The 17,402-nt window shown below is 72.6% G+C and carries 17 protein-coding genes; 12 read left to right on the top strand and 5 right to left on the bottom strand.

The features are described from left to right. Positions 1-65: 65 nt before the first annotated feature. The 10 genes from V7S47_RS19495 (at position 66) to V7S47_RS19450 (ending at position 9,025) form a co-directional block, all read left to right on the top strand. Positions 66-1,028, top strand: a complete 963-nt coding sequence (locus V7S47_RS19495; RefSeq protein ID WP_090857372.1) for a flagellar motor switch protein FliM — start codon at positions 66-68, stop codon at positions 1,026-1,028. A gap of 5 nt (positions 1,029-1,033) precedes the next feature. Beyond that, positions 1,034-1,984, top strand: a complete 951-nt coding sequence (gene fliN, locus V7S47_RS19490) for a flagellar motor switch protein FliN (RefSeq protein ID WP_336563157.1) — start codon at positions 1,034-1,036, stop codon at positions 1,982-1,984. Positions 1,985-1,990: 6 nt separating this feature from the next. Next, positions 1,991-2,716 carry a flagellar biosynthetic protein FliO gene (locus V7S47_RS19485; protein WP_336563126.1) on the top strand — a complete coding sequence of 242 codons (726 nt, stop codon included), beginning with the start codon at positions 1,991-1,993 and terminating at the stop codon, positions 2,714-2,716. Continuing rightward, the gene (gene fliP, locus V7S47_RS19480; RefSeq protein ID WP_336563125.1) at positions 2,713-3,600 is read left to right on the top strand and encodes a flagellar type III secretion system pore protein FliP; all 888 of its coding nucleotides are present in this window, start codon (positions 2,713-2,715) and stop codon (positions 3,598-3,600) included. The genes V7S47_RS19485 and fliP overlap by 4 nt, the downstream gene beginning before the upstream one ends. Positions 3,601-3,609: 9 nt before the next feature. After that, the gene (fliQ, locus tag V7S47_RS19475; RefSeq protein ID WP_090857364.1) at positions 3,610-3,879 is read left to right on the top strand and encodes a flagellar biosynthesis protein FliQ; all 270 of its coding nucleotides are present in this window, start codon (positions 3,610-3,612) and stop codon (positions 3,877-3,879) included. 25 nt (positions 3,880-3,904) lie between these two features. Further along, the gene (locus tag V7S47_RS19470; protein ID WP_090857362.1) at positions 3,905-4,672 is read left to right on the top strand and encodes a flagellar biosynthetic protein FliR; all 768 of its coding nucleotides are present in this window, start codon (positions 3,905-3,907) and stop codon (positions 4,670-4,672) included. A 6-nt stretch (positions 4,673-4,678) separates the two neighbouring features. After that, positions 4,679-5,839 (top strand): EscU/YscU/HrcU family type III secretion system export apparatus switch protein, encoded by a 1,161-nt coding sequence (locus tag V7S47_RS19465; protein ID WP_336563124.1) that lies wholly within the window; start codon positions 4,679-4,681, stop codon positions 5,837-5,839. 78 nt (positions 5,840-5,917) lie between these two features. After that, positions 5,918-7,984 (top strand): flagellar biosynthesis protein FlhA, encoded by a 2,067-nt coding sequence (flhA, locus tag V7S47_RS19460; protein ID WP_090857356.1) that lies wholly within the window; start codon positions 5,918-5,920, stop codon positions 7,982-7,984. Beyond that, positions 7,981-8,250 carry a hypothetical protein gene (locus tag V7S47_RS19455; RefSeq protein WP_336563123.1) on the top strand — a complete coding sequence of 90 codons (270 nt, stop codon included), beginning with the start codon at positions 7,981-7,983 and terminating at the stop codon, positions 8,248-8,250. The genes flhA and V7S47_RS19455 overlap by 4 nt, the downstream gene beginning before the upstream one ends. 10 nt (positions 8,251-8,260) lie before the next feature. After that, the gene (locus tag V7S47_RS19450) at positions 8,261-9,025 is read left to right on the top strand and encodes a class I SAM-dependent methyltransferase (RefSeq protein ID WP_336563122.1); all 765 of its coding nucleotides are present in this window, start codon (positions 8,261-8,263) and stop codon (positions 9,023-9,025) included. 281 nt (positions 9,026-9,306) lie between these two features. On the opposite strand, the gene V7S47_RS19445 is transcribed toward V7S47_RS19450, so the two are convergent. From V7S47_RS19445 to V7S47_RS19435, 3 genes are read right to left on the bottom strand one after another with little or no spacing between them, the layout of a single operon-like run. After that, positions 9,307-11,241, bottom strand: a complete 1,935-nt coding sequence (locus V7S47_RS19445) for an ABC transporter ATP-binding protein (RefSeq protein WP_336563121.1) — start codon at positions 11,239-11,241, stop codon at positions 9,307-9,309. Continuing rightward, a complete protein-coding gene (locus V7S47_RS19440; protein WP_336563120.1) occupies positions 11,238-12,974 on the bottom strand; it encodes an ABC transporter ATP-binding protein in 1,737 nt (578 codons plus the stop codon). Before V7S47_RS19440 ends, V7S47_RS19445 begins: the two co-directional genes overlap by 4 nt. A 1-nt stretch (position 12,975) precedes the next feature. Further along, positions 12,976-13,587, bottom strand: a complete 612-nt coding sequence (locus V7S47_RS19435) for a TetR/AcrR family transcriptional regulator (protein ID WP_336563119.1) — start codon at positions 13,585-13,587, stop codon at positions 12,976-12,978. A gap of 74 nt (positions 13,588-13,661) precedes the next feature. Here V7S47_RS19435 and V7S47_RS19430 point away from each other — a divergent pair, with 74 nt between their 5' ends. Further along, positions 13,662-14,366: a hypothetical protein gene (locus V7S47_RS19430; RefSeq protein ID WP_336563118.1), complete on the top strand. Its 705-nt coding sequence runs from the start codon at positions 13,662-13,664 to the stop codon at positions 14,364-14,366. On the opposite strand, the gene V7S47_RS19425 is transcribed toward V7S47_RS19430, so the two are convergent. Further along, positions 14,353-15,288, bottom strand: coding sequence for a DMT family transporter (locus V7S47_RS19425; protein ID WP_336563117.1), 936 nt, complete (start codon positions 15,286-15,288; stop codon positions 14,353-14,355). The genes V7S47_RS19430 and V7S47_RS19425 overlap by 14 nt on opposite strands. Here V7S47_RS19425 and V7S47_RS19420 point away from each other — a divergent pair. After that, positions 15,287-16,678, top strand: a complete 1,392-nt coding sequence (locus V7S47_RS19420; RefSeq protein ID WP_336563116.1) for an aminotransferase-like domain-containing protein — start codon at positions 15,287-15,289, stop codon at positions 16,676-16,678. The two genes, V7S47_RS19425 and V7S47_RS19420, sit on opposite strands and share 2 nt — an antisense overlap. Positions 16,679-16,681: 3 nt before the next feature. On the opposite strand, the gene pdxH is transcribed toward V7S47_RS19420, so the two are convergent. Next, complete coding sequence (gene pdxH, locus V7S47_RS19415) at positions 16,682-17,344, bottom strand: pyridoxamine 5'-phosphate oxidase (RefSeq protein ID WP_336563115.1); 663 nt, start codon at positions 17,342-17,344, stop codon at positions 16,682-16,684. Positions 17,345-17,402 lie beyond the last annotated feature (58 nt).

Raw genomic sequence — 17,402 nt, 5'->3', positions numbered from 1 at the left:
GAGCCGGGAAAAGTCTCCCCCTCGGATCCACTCAGGTCACCTGACGCTGCGCCGATGCAGCGAGCGTGAGCCAGACGAACCCCACGTTCTCCGGCAGCTCCCCCGGGCGCCCGGCCAGCCGGTCGCGACGTCGTGCCCGGACCAGCGAGCCTGTCCCCTACGACTTCAAGCGACCCGTCCAGCTGTCCCGTGAGCACCAGCGCATCCTGCAGCTGGGGTTCGACACCTTCGCCCGCCAGGCGATGACCGTGTTCACCTCGGCGCTGCGCAGCGTCTGCCACGTCGAGGTCACCAAGGTCGAGCAGTCGACCTACCACGAGTACGTCGACTCGCTGGGCGGCATGACCTACATGACGCTGTTCACCAACGAGCCGATGCCCGGCTCCGGCGTCCTGGAGATCCCGCTCAACGCGGTGATGTCCTGCATCGACCACATGCTCGGCGGCCCCGGCTCCGGCCGCCAGCCCGAGCGCCCGCTGACCGACATCGAGAGCGGCGTCATCAAGGGCGTCGTCGCCCGGCTGCTCGGCGAGATGCGCTACTCGCTGGCCGACATCGTCTCCGTCGAGCCCGAGATCACCGGCGTCGAGTACAGCCCGCAGTTCGCCCAGGTCGCCGGCCCCGCCGACATCGTCGTCGTGGTCCGCCTGGAGCTCCGCATCGCCGACCGGGCCCACCGGATGACCGTGTGCCTGCCGTTCAACGGCCTGCTGCCGCACCTCACCGCCGCCGCCGCTCCCGCTCCCGTCTCCAACCGCGAGCGCGCCGAGCGCGAGCGCGCCGCCGGGATGCTCCAGGGCAAGTTCCAGACCGTGCCGGTGGACGTCTCCGTCCGCTTCCGCAGCACCGGGCTGGACTCCGCCACGCTCTCGACGCTGCAGCTCGGCGACGTGCTCCGCCTGGCCCACCCGGCCTCGGCGCCACTCGACGTCACCGTCGACGACACCGTCTTCGCACACGCGACGGCCGGGGCTCAGGGACCCCGGCTCGCCGCCCTCATCGTCGCGACCCCTGAGGAGAGCAAGTGACTGCCATGACCCCCGACCTCGACCCTCGCCTGTCGAGCCTGCTCGCAGCTGCGGCGGACGCCGTCGCGCCGCTGCTGCCGGCCGCCGACGAGCTGGCGCCGGGTGATCCGCAGCCGGCCACCGAGCACATCACCGACCTGTTCGCCGGCGCCGCGGTCGCCGGGCTCACCGGCCCGCTGCGCGGCATGATCGGCGTCCTCGTCGGCCGCGACCTGGTCGACGCGCTGAAGGACACCCCGCTCGGCTCCCTCGACCTGGCCGCCGCCGCCCAGCCGGCGCTCGACGCCGCCGCCGAGGTCCTCGGCTGCAGCGTCAACAAGGCCCGCCAGGTCACCCTCGACACCGTCGACGCCGAGCTCGGCGACGACCTGTGGGCGGTGCCGCTCATCGGGATGACCATCTCCGGCGCGCTGCTGGTCCCGACCTCGGTGCTGGCCGCCGCGGCGGGTGTCGAGCTGCCCGAGTCCGAGGTCCTCGACGTCGTGGACGCGGTCGAGGTGGAGACCTCGGACAGCCCCGAGGCCGTCGCCACGACCACCGCCACCTCCGAGGCGCCGGCCGCCGCCGGCCCGGTGGCCGACCTCGGCGACGCCGCCCCCTACGACACCGCGGACCACGAGGCGTACGACGAGCCCACCGCCCTCCCGCCCGGCCGCCCGGCCCTCGCGCTGCCCCCGACCGCCCGGCTCCGGCCGATCGCCGGCGGCCGCGGCATCGAGATGCTGCACGGCGTCGAGATGGAGGTCACCGTCGAGCTGGGCCGGACCCGGATGCCCGTCCGCGAGCTGCTCGCGCTGGCGCCCGGCGCCGTCCTCGAGCTCGACCGGGCCGCGGGCAGCCCCGCCGACCTGCTGGTCAACGGCCGGCTGATCGCCCGCGGCGAGGTCGTCGTCGTGGACGAGGACTTCGGCCTGCGGGTCACCGAGATCATCAACGACGAGAGCGCGGCGAGCTGACCCATGATGGAGCTCGCCGTTCGGATGGTCGTCTCGCTGGCCGTCGTCGTGGGTCTGCTGCTGCTGTGCGTCCGCTTCGGCGGGAAGAAGTTCAAGGGCCGTTCCGGCTCACCCCTGCAGGTCCTGCACCGCCAGTCGCTGAGCCGCAGCTCGGGCGTCGCCCTGGTCTCGGTCGGTGGCCGGATGCTGCTCCTCGGCACCACCGACCAGCAGGTCCAGATGCTGACCGAGATCGACCCGGCCGAGGTCGAGGCGCCGGCCGAGCCCGTCGCCGAGGCCCCGGTCGCCGAGGCCCCGGTCGTCGTACCCGCCGTGTCCCCGGCCGCGACGCCCGTCCCCGTGGCCCTCGCGGCCCCGGACAGCCTGCTGGGCTCGATGGCCGGCCAGGTCGACGAGCCCACCCGCTGGCTGCAGCCCAAGGGTGCCCAGAAGCGCGGACAGAAGCGCGGCCTGGCCGCCGCCGCCACCGCCACCCCCGTGTACGTCGCTCCTGCCGTCACCGCTCCGCTGCCCGCCCTCGCGCCGGTCGAGGAGGCCCAGGTGGCCTCGTTCGCCGCCACCCTGGAGGCCGAGCTGGAGGCCGAGCTGAAGGCCGCTGTCGCGGCTCCGCAGCTCTCCCCCGCCCAGGTCCTGCTCCAGGAGGAGCAGGACCAGAGCCCCCTCGCCGGCTCGCTGCTCTCCCCGGACACCTGGCGCCTCGCGGCGCGTGCGGTCTCCCGGCGCGCCTCGTGACCCGCCTGCTCCAGCGCCTCGGACTCGTCCTGGGCGCTCTCCTCGGCATGCTCGTGATCGGGGGCCTCGGGGTGCTCGCGCAGCCCGCGGCCGCCGCGCAGCCCGTGGCCCAGTCCGTCCTGCAGCCGGTCGCCGCGGCGCCCGCCGGCGCGATCCTGGCCACGGTCGAGGAGGGCCCGGAAGGACCTGCCGGTCCGGACGGTCCGGACACCGCCGGTGGCGACTCGGTCATCGTCGAGCTGGACGGGCTGACCGACAAGCCCAGCTCGTCGATCACCCTGCTGCTGACCCTCACCCTGCTCTCGCTGGCCCCGGCCCTGCTGCTGACCTGCACCTGCTTCACCAAGATCCTGGTGGTGCTGGGCCTGACCCGCAACGCGCTCGGGCTCCAGCAGACGCCGAACAACCAGGTCCTCGCCGGTCTGGCGCTCTTCCTGAGCCTGTTCATCATGGCGCCGGTGCTCTCCGAGATGAACGACGTCGGCGTGCAGCCCTACCTGGACGGCGAGCTGACCAGCGCCCAGGCCTGGGACTCCGGCATCGAGCCGCTGCGCACCTTCATGCTGAAGCAGGCGGGCGACGAGGAGATCGAGCTGCTCGCCAACGTCGCCGAGCGCGACCTGCCGGCCGAGCGCGCCGACACCCCGATGACGATGCTCGTCCCGGCCTTCATCCTCAGCGAGCTGAAGCAGGCCTTCATCATCGGCTTCATCATCTTCATCCCCTTCCTGGTCATCGACCTGGTCGTGAGCGGGGCGCTGATGGCGCTCGGCATGATGATGATGCCGCCGGTGATGGTCTCCCTGCCCTTCAAGCTGCTGCTCTTCGTCCTCGTCAACGGGTGGGGACTCGTGATCACGTCCCTGGTCGCCAGCTACCAGTAGGGATCCGTCATGTCCGACACCGACATCATCGACATCGCCATGCAGACCATGATGGTCGCGCTGAAGCTGTCCGCCCCGATCCTGGTCACCGCCCTCGCGGTCGGCTTCCTGGTCTCGCTGTTCCAGTCGATGACCCAGATCCAGGAGTTCACCCTCGCCTTCGTGCCGAAGGTGGTCGCCGTCGGCGGCGCCATCGTGCTCAGCGGCAACTGGATGCTGCACACCCTGATGACCTTCACCGAGCAGCTCTTCGAGCGCATCCCCTCGCTCCTCGGCTGACCCGGGAACCCGGAGACCTGATCCCATGACCGTCTCGGTGGCCGGTGAGCCCGCGATCGCGTTCCTGCTCGCGTCGCTGCGCATCATCGCGTGGGTGGCCGTGGTGCCGCCCTTCGCCTCACGTGGCATCCCGGCCGGCGCCAAGGTGGTGCTCAGCCTGGGGCTGGCCCTCACCGTCGCCCCGGCGATGGCGCAGACCGAGATCCCGGTCGAGACCTTCCCGCTGATCGTGACCGCGCTGACCCAGGTGCTGATCGGCCTGGCGATGGGCTTCCTGACCATGCTGCTGTTCACGGCGATCGCGGCGGCGGGCAGCATGATCGACGTCTTCGGCGGCTTCGCCCTCGCCCAGGGCTTCGACCCGCTGTCGATGAACAGCTCGACCATCTTCGGCAAGTTCCACCAGATGCTCGCCACGATGATGCTCTTCGCCAGCGGCGGCCACCTGGTGGTCATCGGTGGCCTGCTCACCACCTTCCGGCTGCTCCCGATCGGCACCTCCCCCGACCTCGACGGCGGCGCCGCGCTGTTCACGAAGGCCTTCGAGGTGTTCTTCGTGACCGCGGTGCAGATCGCGATGCCGATGATCGCGGTGCTCTTCATCGCCGACCTTGGCCTCGCCCTGATGACCAAGGTCGCGCCCGCCCTCAACGCCCTGAACGTCATGTTCCCGGCCAAGATCGGGCTGACCCTGCTGCTCGTCGGGCTCTCCTTCCCGGTGCTCCCGGGCGTCACCGACCACCTCGTCGACCTGGCTCTCGAGGCCATGGCGGCCCTCGCCGGAACGGGATAGCAGGCCATGAGCGATGAGAAGACCGAGAAGCCCACTCCCAAGCGCCTGAAGGAGGCGCGCAAGGAGGGGCAGGTCGCCCGGACCCAGGAGCTGGGTGCCTGGTCGGCGCTGCTGCTCGCCTCCCTGGCCGTCCCGACGCTGGTCGGCTGGGAGCTGACGGCGCTGCAGGAGCTGCTCGCCCACAGCCTGCGCACCCTCGAGGACCCCACTGTCCCGCACGCGATGCGGCTGCTCGCCGAGGGCGGCAAGCACGTCTTCGTCGCCGTGATGGCCCTGTCGGTCGGGATGCTGCTGGTCAGCGTGGCCGGCACCATCGCCCAGGGCGGCTTCTACGTCGCCACCAAGGCGGCCAAGCCCTCGGCCAAGAACCTCAACCTGCTCTCGGGCGCCAAGCGCGTCTTCGGCCCGCACGCCCTCTGGGAGGGCATCAAGATGCTGGTCAAGTGCTCGATCGTGGCCGTGATGGTCTACGGCTCGGTCCGCAGCATGATGCCGCTGCTCGGCGGCATGGTGCCCTTCGGCACGGTGTTCGAGGCCGCCGGGGACCACGCCGTCTCGCTGCTGCGCAGCGTCGCCGTGGCGGGGGTGGTCATGGCCGCCGTCGACTACGCCGTCATGCGCCGTCGTACCGGGAAGCAGACCCGGATGAGCAAGCACGACATCAAGCAGGAGCACAAGCAGAGCGAGGGCGACCCGCTGATCAAGAGCGCCATCCGCGGCCGCCAGCTCGCCGCCGCGCGCAACCGGATGATGGCCGACGTCCCGCAGTCCGACGTGGTGCTGGTCAACCCGACCCACGTCGCCGTGGCGCTGCGCTACCAGCCCGACAAGAACGCCCCGATCGTGGTCGCCCGCGGCGCCGGCGCGATCGCCGCCAAGATCCGCGAGACCGCCACCGGTGCCGGGGTGCCGCTGGTCCAGGACGTGCCGCTGGCCCGTGCCCTCTACTCCTCCACCGAGGTCGGCCAGCAGATCCCGGCCGAGCTGTTCGCCGCGGTCGCCCAGGTGCTGGCCTTCGTCATCGGCCGCCGCAACTCCGGCCGCCCCGGTGGCCGCCACGACAGCCCGCGCCGCGTCGAGGTTCCCCAGGTCGCGCCGGCCGGCCACCGCAAGCGTCGTACGCCGACTCCCGCGATCTCCTCAGCACCGGCCCTCGGCGGCCGATAGGGCGTCTGACGCCAGGACGGCGTCACCACGTGGGCCAGGGACGGCGACCGCATCCGAACGCAGGAGACGACGCGCCCCATGGGCCTCAAGCGACTCACACAGCTCGGCGTACCCGTCGGCATCGTCATGATCGTGGTGATGCTGGTCGTCCCGCTGCCGGCCGTCCTGCTCGACCTGCTGATCGCCGCCAACATCACCGGCGGCCTGCTGGTGCTGCTGACCGCCATGTTCGTGGTCCGGCCGCTGGACTTCGCGTCCTTCCCCGCCGTGCTGCTGGTGATGACCCTGTTCCGCCTGGCGCTCAACGTGAGCGCCACCCGGCTGGTGCTGGTCGACGGCTACGCCGGCAAGGTGATCGAGACCTTCGGCCACTTCGTGGTCGGCGGCTCGCTCATCGTCGGCCTGATCATCTTCGCGATCCTGCTGGTCATCCAGTTCATGGTGATCACCAAGGGCGCCGAGCGGGTCGCCGAGGTCGGCGCCCGCTTCACCCTCGACGCGATGCCCGGCAAGCAGATGGCCATCGACGCCGACCTGAACTCCGGCCTGATCGACGAGGACGAGGCCCGCCGCCGGCGCGCCGAGGTGCACGCCGAGGCCGACTTCTACGGCGCGATGGACGGTGCGTCCAAGTTCGTCAAGGGCGACGCGATCGCGGCCATCATCATCACGGTGGTCAACCTGCTCGGCGGCTTCGCGATCGGCATGACCCAGATGGGCCTGTCCCCCGCCGACGCGATCTCGACCTACAGCCTGCTCTCCGTCGGCGACGGCCTGGTCTCGCAGATCCCGGCCCTGCTGATGTCGGTCGCCACCGGCCTCATCGTCACCCGCAGCGCGGGCGAGGGCGACATGGGCTCCGACATCATCCGGCAGATGACCGCCCGCAAGCTGCCCCTCCAGGTGGCCGGCTTCGCCGCGATGACGATCTGCCTGATCCCGGGCCTGCCCAAGATCCCCTTCCTCCTCACCGGCGGTGTGTTGCTGCTGATCTCGACACGGGCCGAGTCCGAGAAGCCGACGAAGTCCGCCGCCGAGGCCGCGGTCGCCGAGGTCACCTCCCGCACCGACGACTCGCCCGAGGGCCTGGCCGCCGAGATCCAGGTCGACCCGCTCGGCCTCGAGCTCTCCGCGGACCTGATCGACCTGGTCGACACCACCAGCGGCGGCGACCTGCTCGAGCGGGTCAAGGCGCTGCGCCGGAAGGTCGCCGCCGAGATCGGCGTCGTCGTGCCCCCGGTGCGCACCCGCGACAACCTCGAGCTGCCCGCCCGGACCTACGCCATCAAGCTCTTCGACGTCGAGGTCGCCCGTGGCGAGGCGCCGCACGGCTGCGTCCTGGCGATCGGGGACATGCTCGGCTCGCTGCCGGGCGAGCCGACCCGGGAGCCGGTCTTCGGCCTCGAGGCCAAGTGGATCCCCAGCGAGCTGCGCAGCCAGGCCGAGCTCAGCGGCGCCACCGTCGTGGACCGCGCGGCCGTCATCACCACCCACCTCGCCGAGGTCGTCTCGACGCACGCCGGCCGGCTGCTCGGCCGCGAGGACGTCAAGATGCTCACCGAGGTCGTCAAGCGCAGCCACCCCAACGTGGTCGAGGAGCTCACCCCGGCGATGCTCAGCCTGGGCGAGGTGCAGCGGGTCCTGCAGACCCTGCTCGACGAGGGTGTCTCGATCCGCGACCTGGTCCGGATCTTCGAGTCCCTCTCGCTGCGGGCCCAGGCCACCAAGGACCTCGACTCGCTCGTCGAGGCCGCCCGCGGCGCCCTCGGCCCGGCCATCGTGGCCCCGCACGTCACCGACGGCACCGTGCACGTCATCAGCTTCGAGCCGCAGTTCGAGCAGCGGATGCTCGAGTCGCTGCGCCCCTCGGACCAGGGCTCGATGATCGTCCTCGACCCGCTGACCGCCCAGGCCGCGGTCGGCAGCGTCGCCCAGCTGATGGTCGACGCGGAGAACCGCGGCATCCGGCCGGTGCTGGTGTGCGCGCCCCAGCTGCGCACCGCCGTACGACGGCTCGTCCACACGGCCGTCGACCGCCTGCCCGTACTCGCCTACACCGAGCTCACCGGGACCGCTCAGGTCCGCTCCGCCGGCGTCGTGTCCACCGACGCCGCCCACAACCAGTTGATGGAGGCCACCGCATGAGGATGCTGTCCGCTCCGGTCCTGCTCGGCGCCGTGCTCGCGTCGTCGCCCGCGCTCTACCAGGGTCTGGTCACCCGGACCGTCCCGCTCGAGGAGGCCGGCGGCCGGTTCGCCGTCGCGCTGGTGCTCGCCTGGGTCGCGATCTCCGCCGTCGCGATGATGGTCGGCGAGCCGCCGAAGCCGGTGGTCGAGTCCGACGAGGACGGCGACGCCGACGTCACCGCGCTTGGTGACGCCGTACCGGGAGAGGCGCCGCAGGCGGCGTAGCCTCCACGTCGTGGGCGGGCGCGCGCTGAGCTTCGGGGCGGTGGCGGCGGCCTACGAGCGCTTCCGGCCGGGCTACCCCGACCGCCTCGTCGACGAGATCGAGGCGTACGCCGCCCGCCCCGTCCGTACCGCCCTCGAGATCGGGGCCGGCACCGGGAAGGCCACCCGCGTCCTCTCGGCCCGCGGCGTCGCGGTGACCGCCACCGACCCGGACGCCGCGATGCTCGCCGAGCTGCGCCGGCACGTCCCGGGCACCGTCACGACCGTGCACGCCTCCTTCGAGGAGCTGCCGCTCAACCGCACCCACGACCTGGTCCTGGCCGCGGCCGCCCTGCACTGGACCCGACCCCCCGGCCGCTGGCCCCGCGTCGCGGCGCTGCTCGCCCCCGGCGGCGTGCTCGCGTCCTGCGGCGGCCCGGTCGAGCTCGCCGACCCCGACGTCGACGCGGCCGTCCGCGCGGCCCGCGGGACGCTGCTCCCCGACGACGGCATCGTCGCCCCCGACGGCACGCCCCCGGACAGCGCCCTGCAGTGGCCGGGCACCGAGCTGGTCGCCTCGCCGCTGTTCACCGACGTCCGCCAGCTGCGGATCGAGCGCCGGCTGACCCTCTCGGCCGACGACTACGTCGGCCACCTCACGACGATCTCCGCCTACCGGCAGCTCCCGGCGGCGGACCTGGCGACGGTCCTCGAACGGATCCGCGCGGTGCTGCCGGCGGAGGTGACCCTCGACGCCGACCTCGTGCTGCACCTGGCCCGGTCGGCCAGGACATGAAGCGACCCGCAGGCGTGGCGCCGGACCGGGGTCCGGACCGCACCGGGGGACGTGGTCCCGGTTCGCCTGCGGGTCGGGTAGCTGCTTCGTATTCGCCAGCAGCGTCAGGGGCGCTTCCGCCCCGTCGTCCTGCTGGGGCTGCTAGCGGGCAGCCACCTCACGCGTCCTGAAAGAACTCATTCTTCGGACCACCTCCTTTCCCGTGTACGAAAAGGCTAGGTCGACCGCTCAGGCCGCTCAAGGCCTTTTTCGGCGGGGTCGGCCCCGCGTGACAGCGGGGCCTACCCCGCCTCCGCCGCGGCGAACTGCGACGCGTGCAGCCGGGCGTAGGCCCCGTCGGCGGCGAGCAGGTCGACGTGCGTGCCCTGCTCGACGATGGCGCCGCCCTCCATCACCAGGATCAGGTCGGCGTCGCGAATGGTGGAGAGCCGGTGGGCGATGACGAACGACGTCCGGTCGGTGCGCAGCGCGGCCATCGCGTGCTGCAGCAGCAGCTCGGTGCGGGTGTCGACCGAGCTGGTGGCCTCGTCGAGGATCAGCAGCGCGGGGTCGGTGAGGAAGGCGCGGGCGATGGTGACCAGCTGCCGCTCCCCCGCCGACAGGTTCGACCCCGACTCGTCGACGACCGTGTCGTAGCCGTCGGGCAGCGAGTGCACGAAGCGGTCCACGAACGTCGCCCGCGCGGCCTCGAGCACCTCCTCCTCGGTGACACCGGGGCGGCCGTAGGCGATGTTGTCGCGGATCGAGCCCTCGAACAGCCAGGTGTCCTGCAGCACCATCCCGACCTGGCCCCGCAGCTGCGCCCGGGGTACGGCGGCGATGTCGACGCCGTCGATCGTGATCCGGCCGGCGTCGACGTCGTAGAAGCGCATCACCAGGTTGACCAGGGTCGTCTTGCCCGCGCCGGTCGGGCCGACGATGGCGACGGTCTGGCCGGGCCGGGCCACCAGCGAGAGGTCGGTGATGAGCGGACGCTCGGCGTCGTACGAGAAGGAGACGTGCTCGAAGGCCACCTCCCCGCGACGCGCGGCCGGGACCCCGGAGTCCGCCGACTCGACCGGCTCCTCGTCGGCGTCGAGCAGCTCGAAGACCCGCTCGGCCGAGGCCACGCCGGACTGCAGCAGGTTGGTCATCGACGCCACCGTCGTGAGCGGCTGGGTGAACTGCCGCGTGTACTGCACGAAGGCCTGCACCTCGCCGAGCGTCAGCGCGCCGCTGGAGACCCGGAGGGCGCCCACGACGGCCACCATCACGTAGTTGAGGTTGCCGACGAACATCATCGCCGGCATCACCAGGCCGCTGATGAACTGCGCCTTGAAGGAGACGTCGTACAGGCCCTCGTTGTGCTGCTCGAAGGCCTCCTCGACCTCGCGGGTGCGGCCGAACACCTTCACCAGCGCGTGCCCGGAGAAGGACTCCTCGATGTGCGCGTTGAGCTGTCCGGTACGACGCCACTGCGCGACGAACTGGCCCTGCGACTGCTTCATGATGGCCCGGGTCACCAGCAGCGAGACCGGCACGCTGACCAGCGCGACCAGGGCCAGCAGCGGCGAGATCCACAGCATCATGGCCAGCACCGCGAGCACGGTCAGCACCGACTGGAGCAGCTGGCTCATGGTCTGCTGCAGGGTCTGGCTGACGTTGTCGATGTCGTTGGTGACGCGCGAGAGCAGCTCGCCGCGGGGCGAGCGGTCGAAGTAGCCGAGCGGCAGCCGGTGGATCTTGTCCTCGACGTCCTGACGCATCCGCCGCACGGTGCGCTGGACGACGCTGTTGAGGACGTAGCCGGCCAGCCAGGACAGCAGCGACGCGACCACGTAGACGGCCAGCACGATCAGCAGCCAGCGACCGACGGCGTCGAAGTCGACGCCCTCGCCGGGGACGACGCCCTGCCCCTGGACCGCCTCGGGCAGCTCGGAGTCGGGCGTGCCCGCGGGCAGCCGGCCGCCGACGAACCCGCGGAAGACCAGGTCGGTGGCGTGCCCGAGCAGTCGCGGGCCGATCGACATCAGCACGACCGACACCACGACCAGGGCGACCACCAGCGAGGCCGCCCAGCGGTCGGGCCGCATCCCGGCGACCAGCCGGCGCGCGGACGGCCCGAAGGTCATCGCCTTCTGGCCGACCTGACCGCCGCCCATCGGACCCCGGCCGGGGCCGCCCTGGGGCGCCTCGATCCGCTCGGTGGCCTTGAACTCCTGCTTCTGGGTGGTCATGCGGCGTCCTCGGTGGTGAGCTGGGAGGCGACGATCTCCTGGTAGGTCCCGCAGTCGGCCAGCAGCTCGTCGTGGGTGCCGCGGCCGACCACCCGGCCGTCCTCCAGCACCACGATCAGGTCGGCGTCGCGGATCGTGGAGATCCGCTGGGCGACGACCACGACGGTCGCGTCGGTGGTCACCGGCCGCAGCGCGGCGCGGAGCCGGGCGTCGGTGGCCAGGTCGAGGGCCGAGAAGGAGTCGTCGAACAGGTAGATCGCCGGACGTCGTACGACGGCGCGGGCGATGGCCAGGCGCTGCCGCTGGCCGCCCGACAGGTTGGTGCCGCCCTGCGCGACCGGGGCGTCGAGGCCCTCGGGCAGCGCCGTCACGAAGTCGCGCGCCTGGGCGACCTCGAGCGCCGCCCACATGTCCTCCTCGGTCGCGTCGGGGCGGCCGTGCTGGAGGTTGCTGCGGACGGTGCCGGAGAAGAGGTACGCCTGCTGCGGCACCAGGCCGATCGCCCCCCACAGCACGTCGGGGTCGAGGTCGCGCACGTCGACGCCGCCGACCCGGACCACGCCCCCGGTCGCGTCGAAGAGCCGCGGCACCAGGTTGACCAGCGTGGTCTTGCCGGCACCGGTCGAGCCGACGACGGCCGTCGTGGTCCCGGGCCGGGCCGACAGGGAGATCCCGTCCAGCACCGGGTCGGCCGCGCCCGGGTAGGCGAAGGTGACCTCGTCGAGGTCGAGCCGCCCCCGGTCGGCCGGGTCGGGAGTGACCGGCCGGGCCGGCGGCCGCACGGACGTCTCGGTGTCGAGCACCTCGGCGATCCGTTCGCCGCAGACCGCCGAGCGCGGGACCTGCATGAGCATGAACGTCCCCATCATCACCGACATCAGGATCTGCATCAGGTAGGAGAGGAAGGCGGTCAGCGCGCCGACCTGCATCTGGCCGCTGTCGACCCGGTGGCCGCCGAACCAGATGACGGCGACGCTGGACACGTTCACGACGAGCATGGCCAGCGGGAACATCGTGGCCATCCAGCGGCCGGCCGTCACGGCCACGTCGGTGAGCCGGTCGTTGGCCTCGCCGAAGCGCTCCCGCTCGTGCGGCTCGCGGACGAAGGCCCGGACCACGCGGATGCCGCTGATCTGCTCGCGGAGCACCCGGTTGACCTCGTCGATGCGCTCCTGCATGACCCGGAAGCTCGGCACCATCCGCGAGATCACGAAGCCCACGCTCACGAACAGCGCCGGCACCACGACCGCGAGGATCCAGCCCAGCCCGACGTCCTCGCGCAGCGCCATCACCACGCCGCCGACCATCATGATCGGCGCCGACACCGCGATCAGGCAGGTCATCACGACCAGCATCTGCACCTGCTGGACGTCGTTGGTGGTGCGGGTGATCAGCGACGGCGCCCCGAAGTCCTGGACCTCGCGGGCCGAGAACGTCCCGACCCGCTGGAAGAGGTCGCGCCGGACGTCGCGCCCGAAGGACGTCGCCGTGCGGGCGCCGTACCAGGACGCCCCGACGGAGCAGAGGATCTGCACCACCGAGACGGCGAGCATCAGCCCGCCGAGGCGCCAGATGGTGGCGGTGTCCCCGGTGACGATCCCCTCGTCGATGATCCGGGCGTTGAGGCTGGGCAGGTAGAGCATCGCCAGCACCCCGACGAGCTGGAGCAGCACGACGGCGGTGAGCCAGGTGCGGTACGGCGCGAGGCGGGTGCGGAGCAGGCGGACGAGCATGTCAGTCCCTCCTCAGGGTGCCGTGGAGCACGACGTCGACGATCTGGTCGGGGGTGAGCAGCCGCCCGTCGGCGACCTTCTGGTGACTGCCGGCGAAGGTCAGCAGGCGCAGCACGTGCACGAACTCCTCGACGGGTACGGCGAGCCGCGCGGAGTCGTCGCCGACCACCCCGACCAGCAGCGTCTCGAGCCGGGCCCGCCAGGCGTCGGCCCGGGCGGAGTCGTGCAGGTGGTCGGGCGGGCCGACCAGGCCGACCTTCTGCATCAGCCCGAAGGTGGCGCGGAAGCGCTGCTGGAGGATCGAGACCAGCCGCACGAGCCGGTCCTCCAGCGGCAGCTGACCGTCGATCTCCTCGATCCGGGCCACCACGTTGCCGGGGTCGAAGGCCCGAGCGATGGCCGCGTCGACCAGCTCCTCCTTGGTCGCGAAGACCCGGAAGATGGTGCCCTCCGCGATCCCCGCGGCCTCGGCGATCAGCCGACTCGTCACGGCCCGGCCGTGGACGTGCAGCAGCGGCACGGTCGCCGAGAGGATCACCTCGCGCCGTTCGTCCGGCGAGAGCGGCCGGGCCCGGGTCCGGGCGGTGCGCGGTCCGCGCAGGTCCTCGTTCACGTCGCGAAGCCTAAGTGAGTGAGTGCTCACTCACAAACGGGTTATCGGATACCCCCGAGGGAAGGGAGCGAGGCATGCGCCGCCACCTCCTCCTGGTCACCGCCCTCGTCACCTCAGTCGCCCTCGCCGTCGCAACGACCGTGCTGGCCGTGCTGTGGGCCGGCGCCGGAGCGGACCGCGAGATCGCCGACCATGTGCGGGCCAACCGTGCGGTCTGGGACGCCCGCCTCGCCGACCTGCGGACCTTCGAGGACTCCGTCGGACCACTGTGGACGACCGGCTCGCTGCGGGTCGCCGCGTACGGCGGGGTGGCTGTCACCCGACACACCGGAGTCCGCGGCGGCGAGCCCGTGCCCGACGTCTACACGCTGCCCGACGGCCAGCGGGAGGCCTGCCGTCCCGGCGTCGGGGAGGCCGGCGAGCGCACCGTCCTCCAGGTGTGCCGTGAGAGCTCTCGCGGCGAGATGGCGGCGGCGGAGGACCTGCCCGCCGACCAGATGGACGACACGGCCACGATCACCGTCACCGAGTGGCGCACCATGCCGGGTGCCACCGACGCCCGCGTCTTCGTCGACGTCGAGGCGCCGGTCGTCACCGGACCCGGCGAGGCGGCGCTCCGCACCCAGCTCGAGCGGGCGATGGACCTCGCCGAGTCTCGGTTCGCGGCGATCGAGATCCAGCAGCTCGACCTCGACTCGCCCACGTGGACCGACTACGACTTCCAGCTCGGCGCCGCCGTCTGGGGCACGCAGCCGGCCCCGGTCATCAGCGGCGAGTGAGCCGCGCCCGCTGGGCCAGCCAGACCAGCAGCCCCACCGCGACGCCGACCGCGACGGTCCGGGCGTCGACCTCGCCGGCGAACAGCAGGGCCGACCAGGCGATGGTGAGCAGCGGCTGCAGCTGCTGGACCTGGCTGACCCTCGCGGTGCCTCCGCGCGCGAGGCCGGCGTACCAGGCGAAGAACCCGAGCAGCTGCGAGACCAGCACCAGGTAGGCGAACCCGCCGAGCACCGTGGGCGACCAGCTCACCTCGCTCACGAACAGCGAGACCACGCCGAGCGGGAGGGTCAGCGGCAGCAGCACGACCAGGCTCCAGCAGATGCTCTGCGGGCCGCCGAGAGTGCGTGCCTGATCGGCGCCGATCGCGTAGCCGACCGACGCGCAGACCACCGCGCCCAGCATCTCCAGGTCGCCGGTCCCGAACCCGTCGCCGCCCGCCCCCGGCCGCGAGAGCAGGTACGCCGTCAGCACCGCGACCCCGGCGCCGCTCGCAAGCCAGAACGACCCGGGCAGCCGCTCGCTACCGAGCACCGCCGCGACGACCGCGGTGCAGGCGGGCAGCAGGCCGAGGATAACCGCACCCCGACCGGGGTCGATGGAGGTGACCGCGGCCGAGGAGAGCAGCTGGAAGGCCAGGCCGACCATGAGTCCGCCGACCGCCAGCGCCGGCAGCGCCCGCCGGTCCGGACGCGGTGCGCGCGCCGCGCGCAGGATCGCCAGGGCCAGGATCCCGGCGGCGAGCGAGCGCCACACCGTGATGGTCCACGGGTCGGCCCCGGCGACGGCCCAGACGTTCGCCGGCAGCGAGAAGCTGAAGCCCACCACGCCGACCAGCCCCAGGAACCAACCACGGGACGCTTCTTGCGGTGGAGCGTTACCCGATGGTGCGGCCAAGCCGATAACGCTACTCTGATCCTTCATGAAGGACGATAACAGTCGCGGCGCCCTGCTGTCCGCGCTCCGCGACCTCGTCGCTGCCGGCCCGGTCGGCGCGCGACTGCCATCGGTCCGCGAGCTGCAGCGTCACTTCCAGGTCTCCCCGCTCACCGTGCAGCAGGCCGTGCGCCAGCTGCACGGCGAGGGCCTGGTCGACGTCCGCCCGGGCGCTGGGACCTTCGTCGCGGCGGCCCCGCCGACCACGCGCTCGGCCGACCTCGGCTGGCAGCACGTGGCCCTCGGCGGGCACGCACCACCCGACGCCTCCCGCACCCTCGCCCTGCACGCCGAACCCGGGGCTGGGGTGGTCCGGCTCGCCGGCGGCTACCTCGACCAGACGCTCGTGCCCGAGAAGCCGCTCAGCGCCGCGCTGGCCCGCGCGGTGCGCCGGACCGGCGCCTGGGGGCGGGCGCCCGTCGAGGGCATCGAGTCGCTGCGGCAGCTCTTCGCCCGCGAGATCGGGGGCGTCGACGCCGCCGACGTGCTGATCACCTCCGGAGGGCAGAGCGCACTGTCGATCGCCATCCGCGCCCTCACCCGGCCGGGCGACGCGGTGGTGCTGGAGACTCCGACGTACGCCGGGTTCATCTCCATCGCCCGCAGCCACGCGCTCGAGGTGCACCCGGTGCCGACCGACGCGGACGGACTGCGCACCGACGTCCTGGACCGGGTGCTCGCGTCCAGCGGCGCGCGGCTGGTCGTCGTCCAGCCGCTGCACGCCAACCCGACCGGCAGCACCCTGGCCGCCGGCCGTCGCCGGGAGCTGCTCGCGCTCGCCCGCTCGTACGGCGCGTTCGTGCTGGAGGACGACTACGCCCGCGACCTGACCATCGATGGACCCGCCCCGCCGACGCTGGTGTCCCAGGACGTCGACGGCCACGTCGTCCACGTCCGCTCGCTGTCGAAGCCGGTCGCACCCGCCCTCCGGGTGGCCGCGCTGGTCGCCCGCGGCCCCGCCCTCAACCGGCTGCGCGCCGCCAAGACCCTCGACGACTTCTACGTCTCCCGCCCGCTGCAGGAGGCCGCGGTCGACTTCCTGTCCTCGCCGGCCGCCGGCCGGCACCGCCGTACCGTCGCTCGCGAGCTCGGCGCCCGCCGCGACACCTTGCTCTCCGAGGTTCGCGCCCGGCTGGCCGGCGCCTCGGTCGACACGGTCCCGGGCGGCGGCATGCACCTGTGGGTCCGGCTCCCCGACGGCGTCGACGACGTCGACCTGGCCGCCCGTGCCCGCGGCGCCGGAGTGCTGGTCTCCGCCGGCTCGGCATGGTTCCCGACCGAGCCCGACGCGTCGTACCTGCGCCTGACCTACGGTGAGACGCCGGTCCCGCTCCTCGTCGAGGGGGTTCGTCGGCTGGCCACCGTGCTGGTGGGGTAGTCCCTAGGGAGCCAGCCGCTCGGTCGTCCAGCCCTCTCCCGCTCGCCGGTAGACCAGCCGGTCGTGCATCCGGCCGGGGCGGCCCTGCCAGAACTCGACCGCCTCGGGGCGGACGAGATAGCCGCCCCACTCCTCCGGGACGGGGACGTCGGCGCCGTCGTAGCGCTCCTCGACCTCGGCGTACGACGCCGCGAGCTCCTCGCGGTCGGCGACCACCCGCGACTGGTGGGACGCCCAGGCGCCGAGCTGGGAGCCGCGCGGCCGGACGGCGAAGTAGTCGGCCACGTCGGCGGCCGGGAGGGGGGTCGCGACCCCGTCGACGCGGACCTGCCGCTCGAGCGGGTGCCACGGGAAGAGCAGCGCGCAGCGCGGGTTCGCGGCCAGCTCGGAGCCCTTGCGCGAGCGGGTGTTGGTGAAGAAGACGAAGCCCGCGTCCGAGAGCCCCTTCAACAGCACCATCCGCGAGGACGGGACGCCGTCGGCGTCGGCGGTCGCCACCACGAGGGCGTTCGGCTCGTGCACGCCGGCGGCCTGCGCCTCGTCGAACCAGCGGCGGAACATGGTGATCGGGTCCGGAGCGAGGTCGCTCTCCTCCAGCCCGGCGGCGGCGTACTCGTGCCGCAGCGCCCGCAGGTCCAGTCCGGTGTCCGGTGTGGGGTCGGCCATACCGCCAGCCTAGGGATGGGTACACAATGCCGGGGGCGCTGCCGCCTGCGCCCACGAG

The sequence above is a fragment of the Nocardioides sp. CCNWLW216 genome (assembly GCF_037120545.1).
Classification (GTDB): domain Bacteria; phylum Actinomycetota; class Actinomycetes; order Propionibacteriales; family Nocardioidaceae; genus Nocardioides; species Nocardioides lianchengensis.
The sequence above is the reverse complement of the archived record's forward strand: the minus strand, read 5'-3'. Positions and strand labels throughout refer to the sequence as shown.

What these genes read in the sequence shown, in the direction of transcription:
- fliN (WP_336563157.1), top strand. Translation starts at nt 1,034, where the DNA reads ATGACCCCCGACCTCGACCCTCGCCTGTCGAGCCTGCTCGCAGCTGCG.
- V7S47_RS19485 (WP_336563126.1), top strand. Translation starts at nt 1,991, where the DNA reads ATGGAGCTCGCCGTTCGGATGGTCGTCTCGCTGGCCGTCGTCGTGGGT.
- fliQ (WP_090857364.1), top strand. Translation starts at nt 3,610, where the DNA reads ATGTCCGACACCGACATCATCGACATCGCCATGCAGACCATGATGGTC.
- V7S47_RS19470 (WP_090857362.1), top strand. Translation starts at nt 3,905, where the DNA reads ATGACCGTCTCGGTGGCCGGTGAGCCCGCGATCGCGTTCCTGCTCGCG.
- V7S47_RS19465 (WP_336563124.1), top strand. Translation starts at nt 4,679, where the DNA reads ATGAGCGATGAGAAGACCGAGAAGCCCACTCCCAAGCGCCTGAAGGAG.
- flhA (WP_090857356.1), top strand. Translation starts at nt 5,918, where the DNA reads ATGGGCCTCAAGCGACTCACACAGCTCGGCGTACCCGTCGGCATCGTC.
- V7S47_RS19455 (WP_336563123.1), top strand. Translation starts at nt 7,981, where the DNA reads ATGAGGATGCTGTCCGCTCCGGTCCTGCTCGGCGCCGTGCTCGCGTCG.
- V7S47_RS19445 (WP_336563121.1), bottom strand. Translation starts at nt 11,241, where the DNA reads ATGACCACCCAGAAGCAGGAGTTCAAGGCCACCGAGCGGATCGAGGCG.
- V7S47_RS19440 (WP_336563120.1), bottom strand. Translation starts at nt 12,974, where the DNA reads ATGCTCGTCCGCCTGCTCCGCACCCGCCTCGCGCCGTACCGCACCTGG.
- V7S47_RS19430 (WP_336563118.1), top strand. Translation starts at nt 13,662, where the DNA reads ATGCGCCGCCACCTCCTCCTGGTCACCGCCCTCGTCACCTCAGTCGCC.
- V7S47_RS19420 (WP_336563116.1), top strand. Translation starts at nt 15,287, where the DNA reads ATGAAGGACGATAACAGTCGCGGCGCCCTGCTGTCCGCGCTCCGCGAC.
- V7S47_RS19425 (WP_336563117.1), bottom strand. Translation starts at nt 15,288, where the DNA reads ATGAAGGATCAGAGTAGCGTTATCGGCTTGGCCGCACCATCGGGTAAC.
- pdxH (WP_336563115.1), bottom strand. Translation starts at nt 17,344, where the DNA reads ATGGCCGACCCCACACCGGACACCGGACTGGACCTGCGGGCGCTGCGG.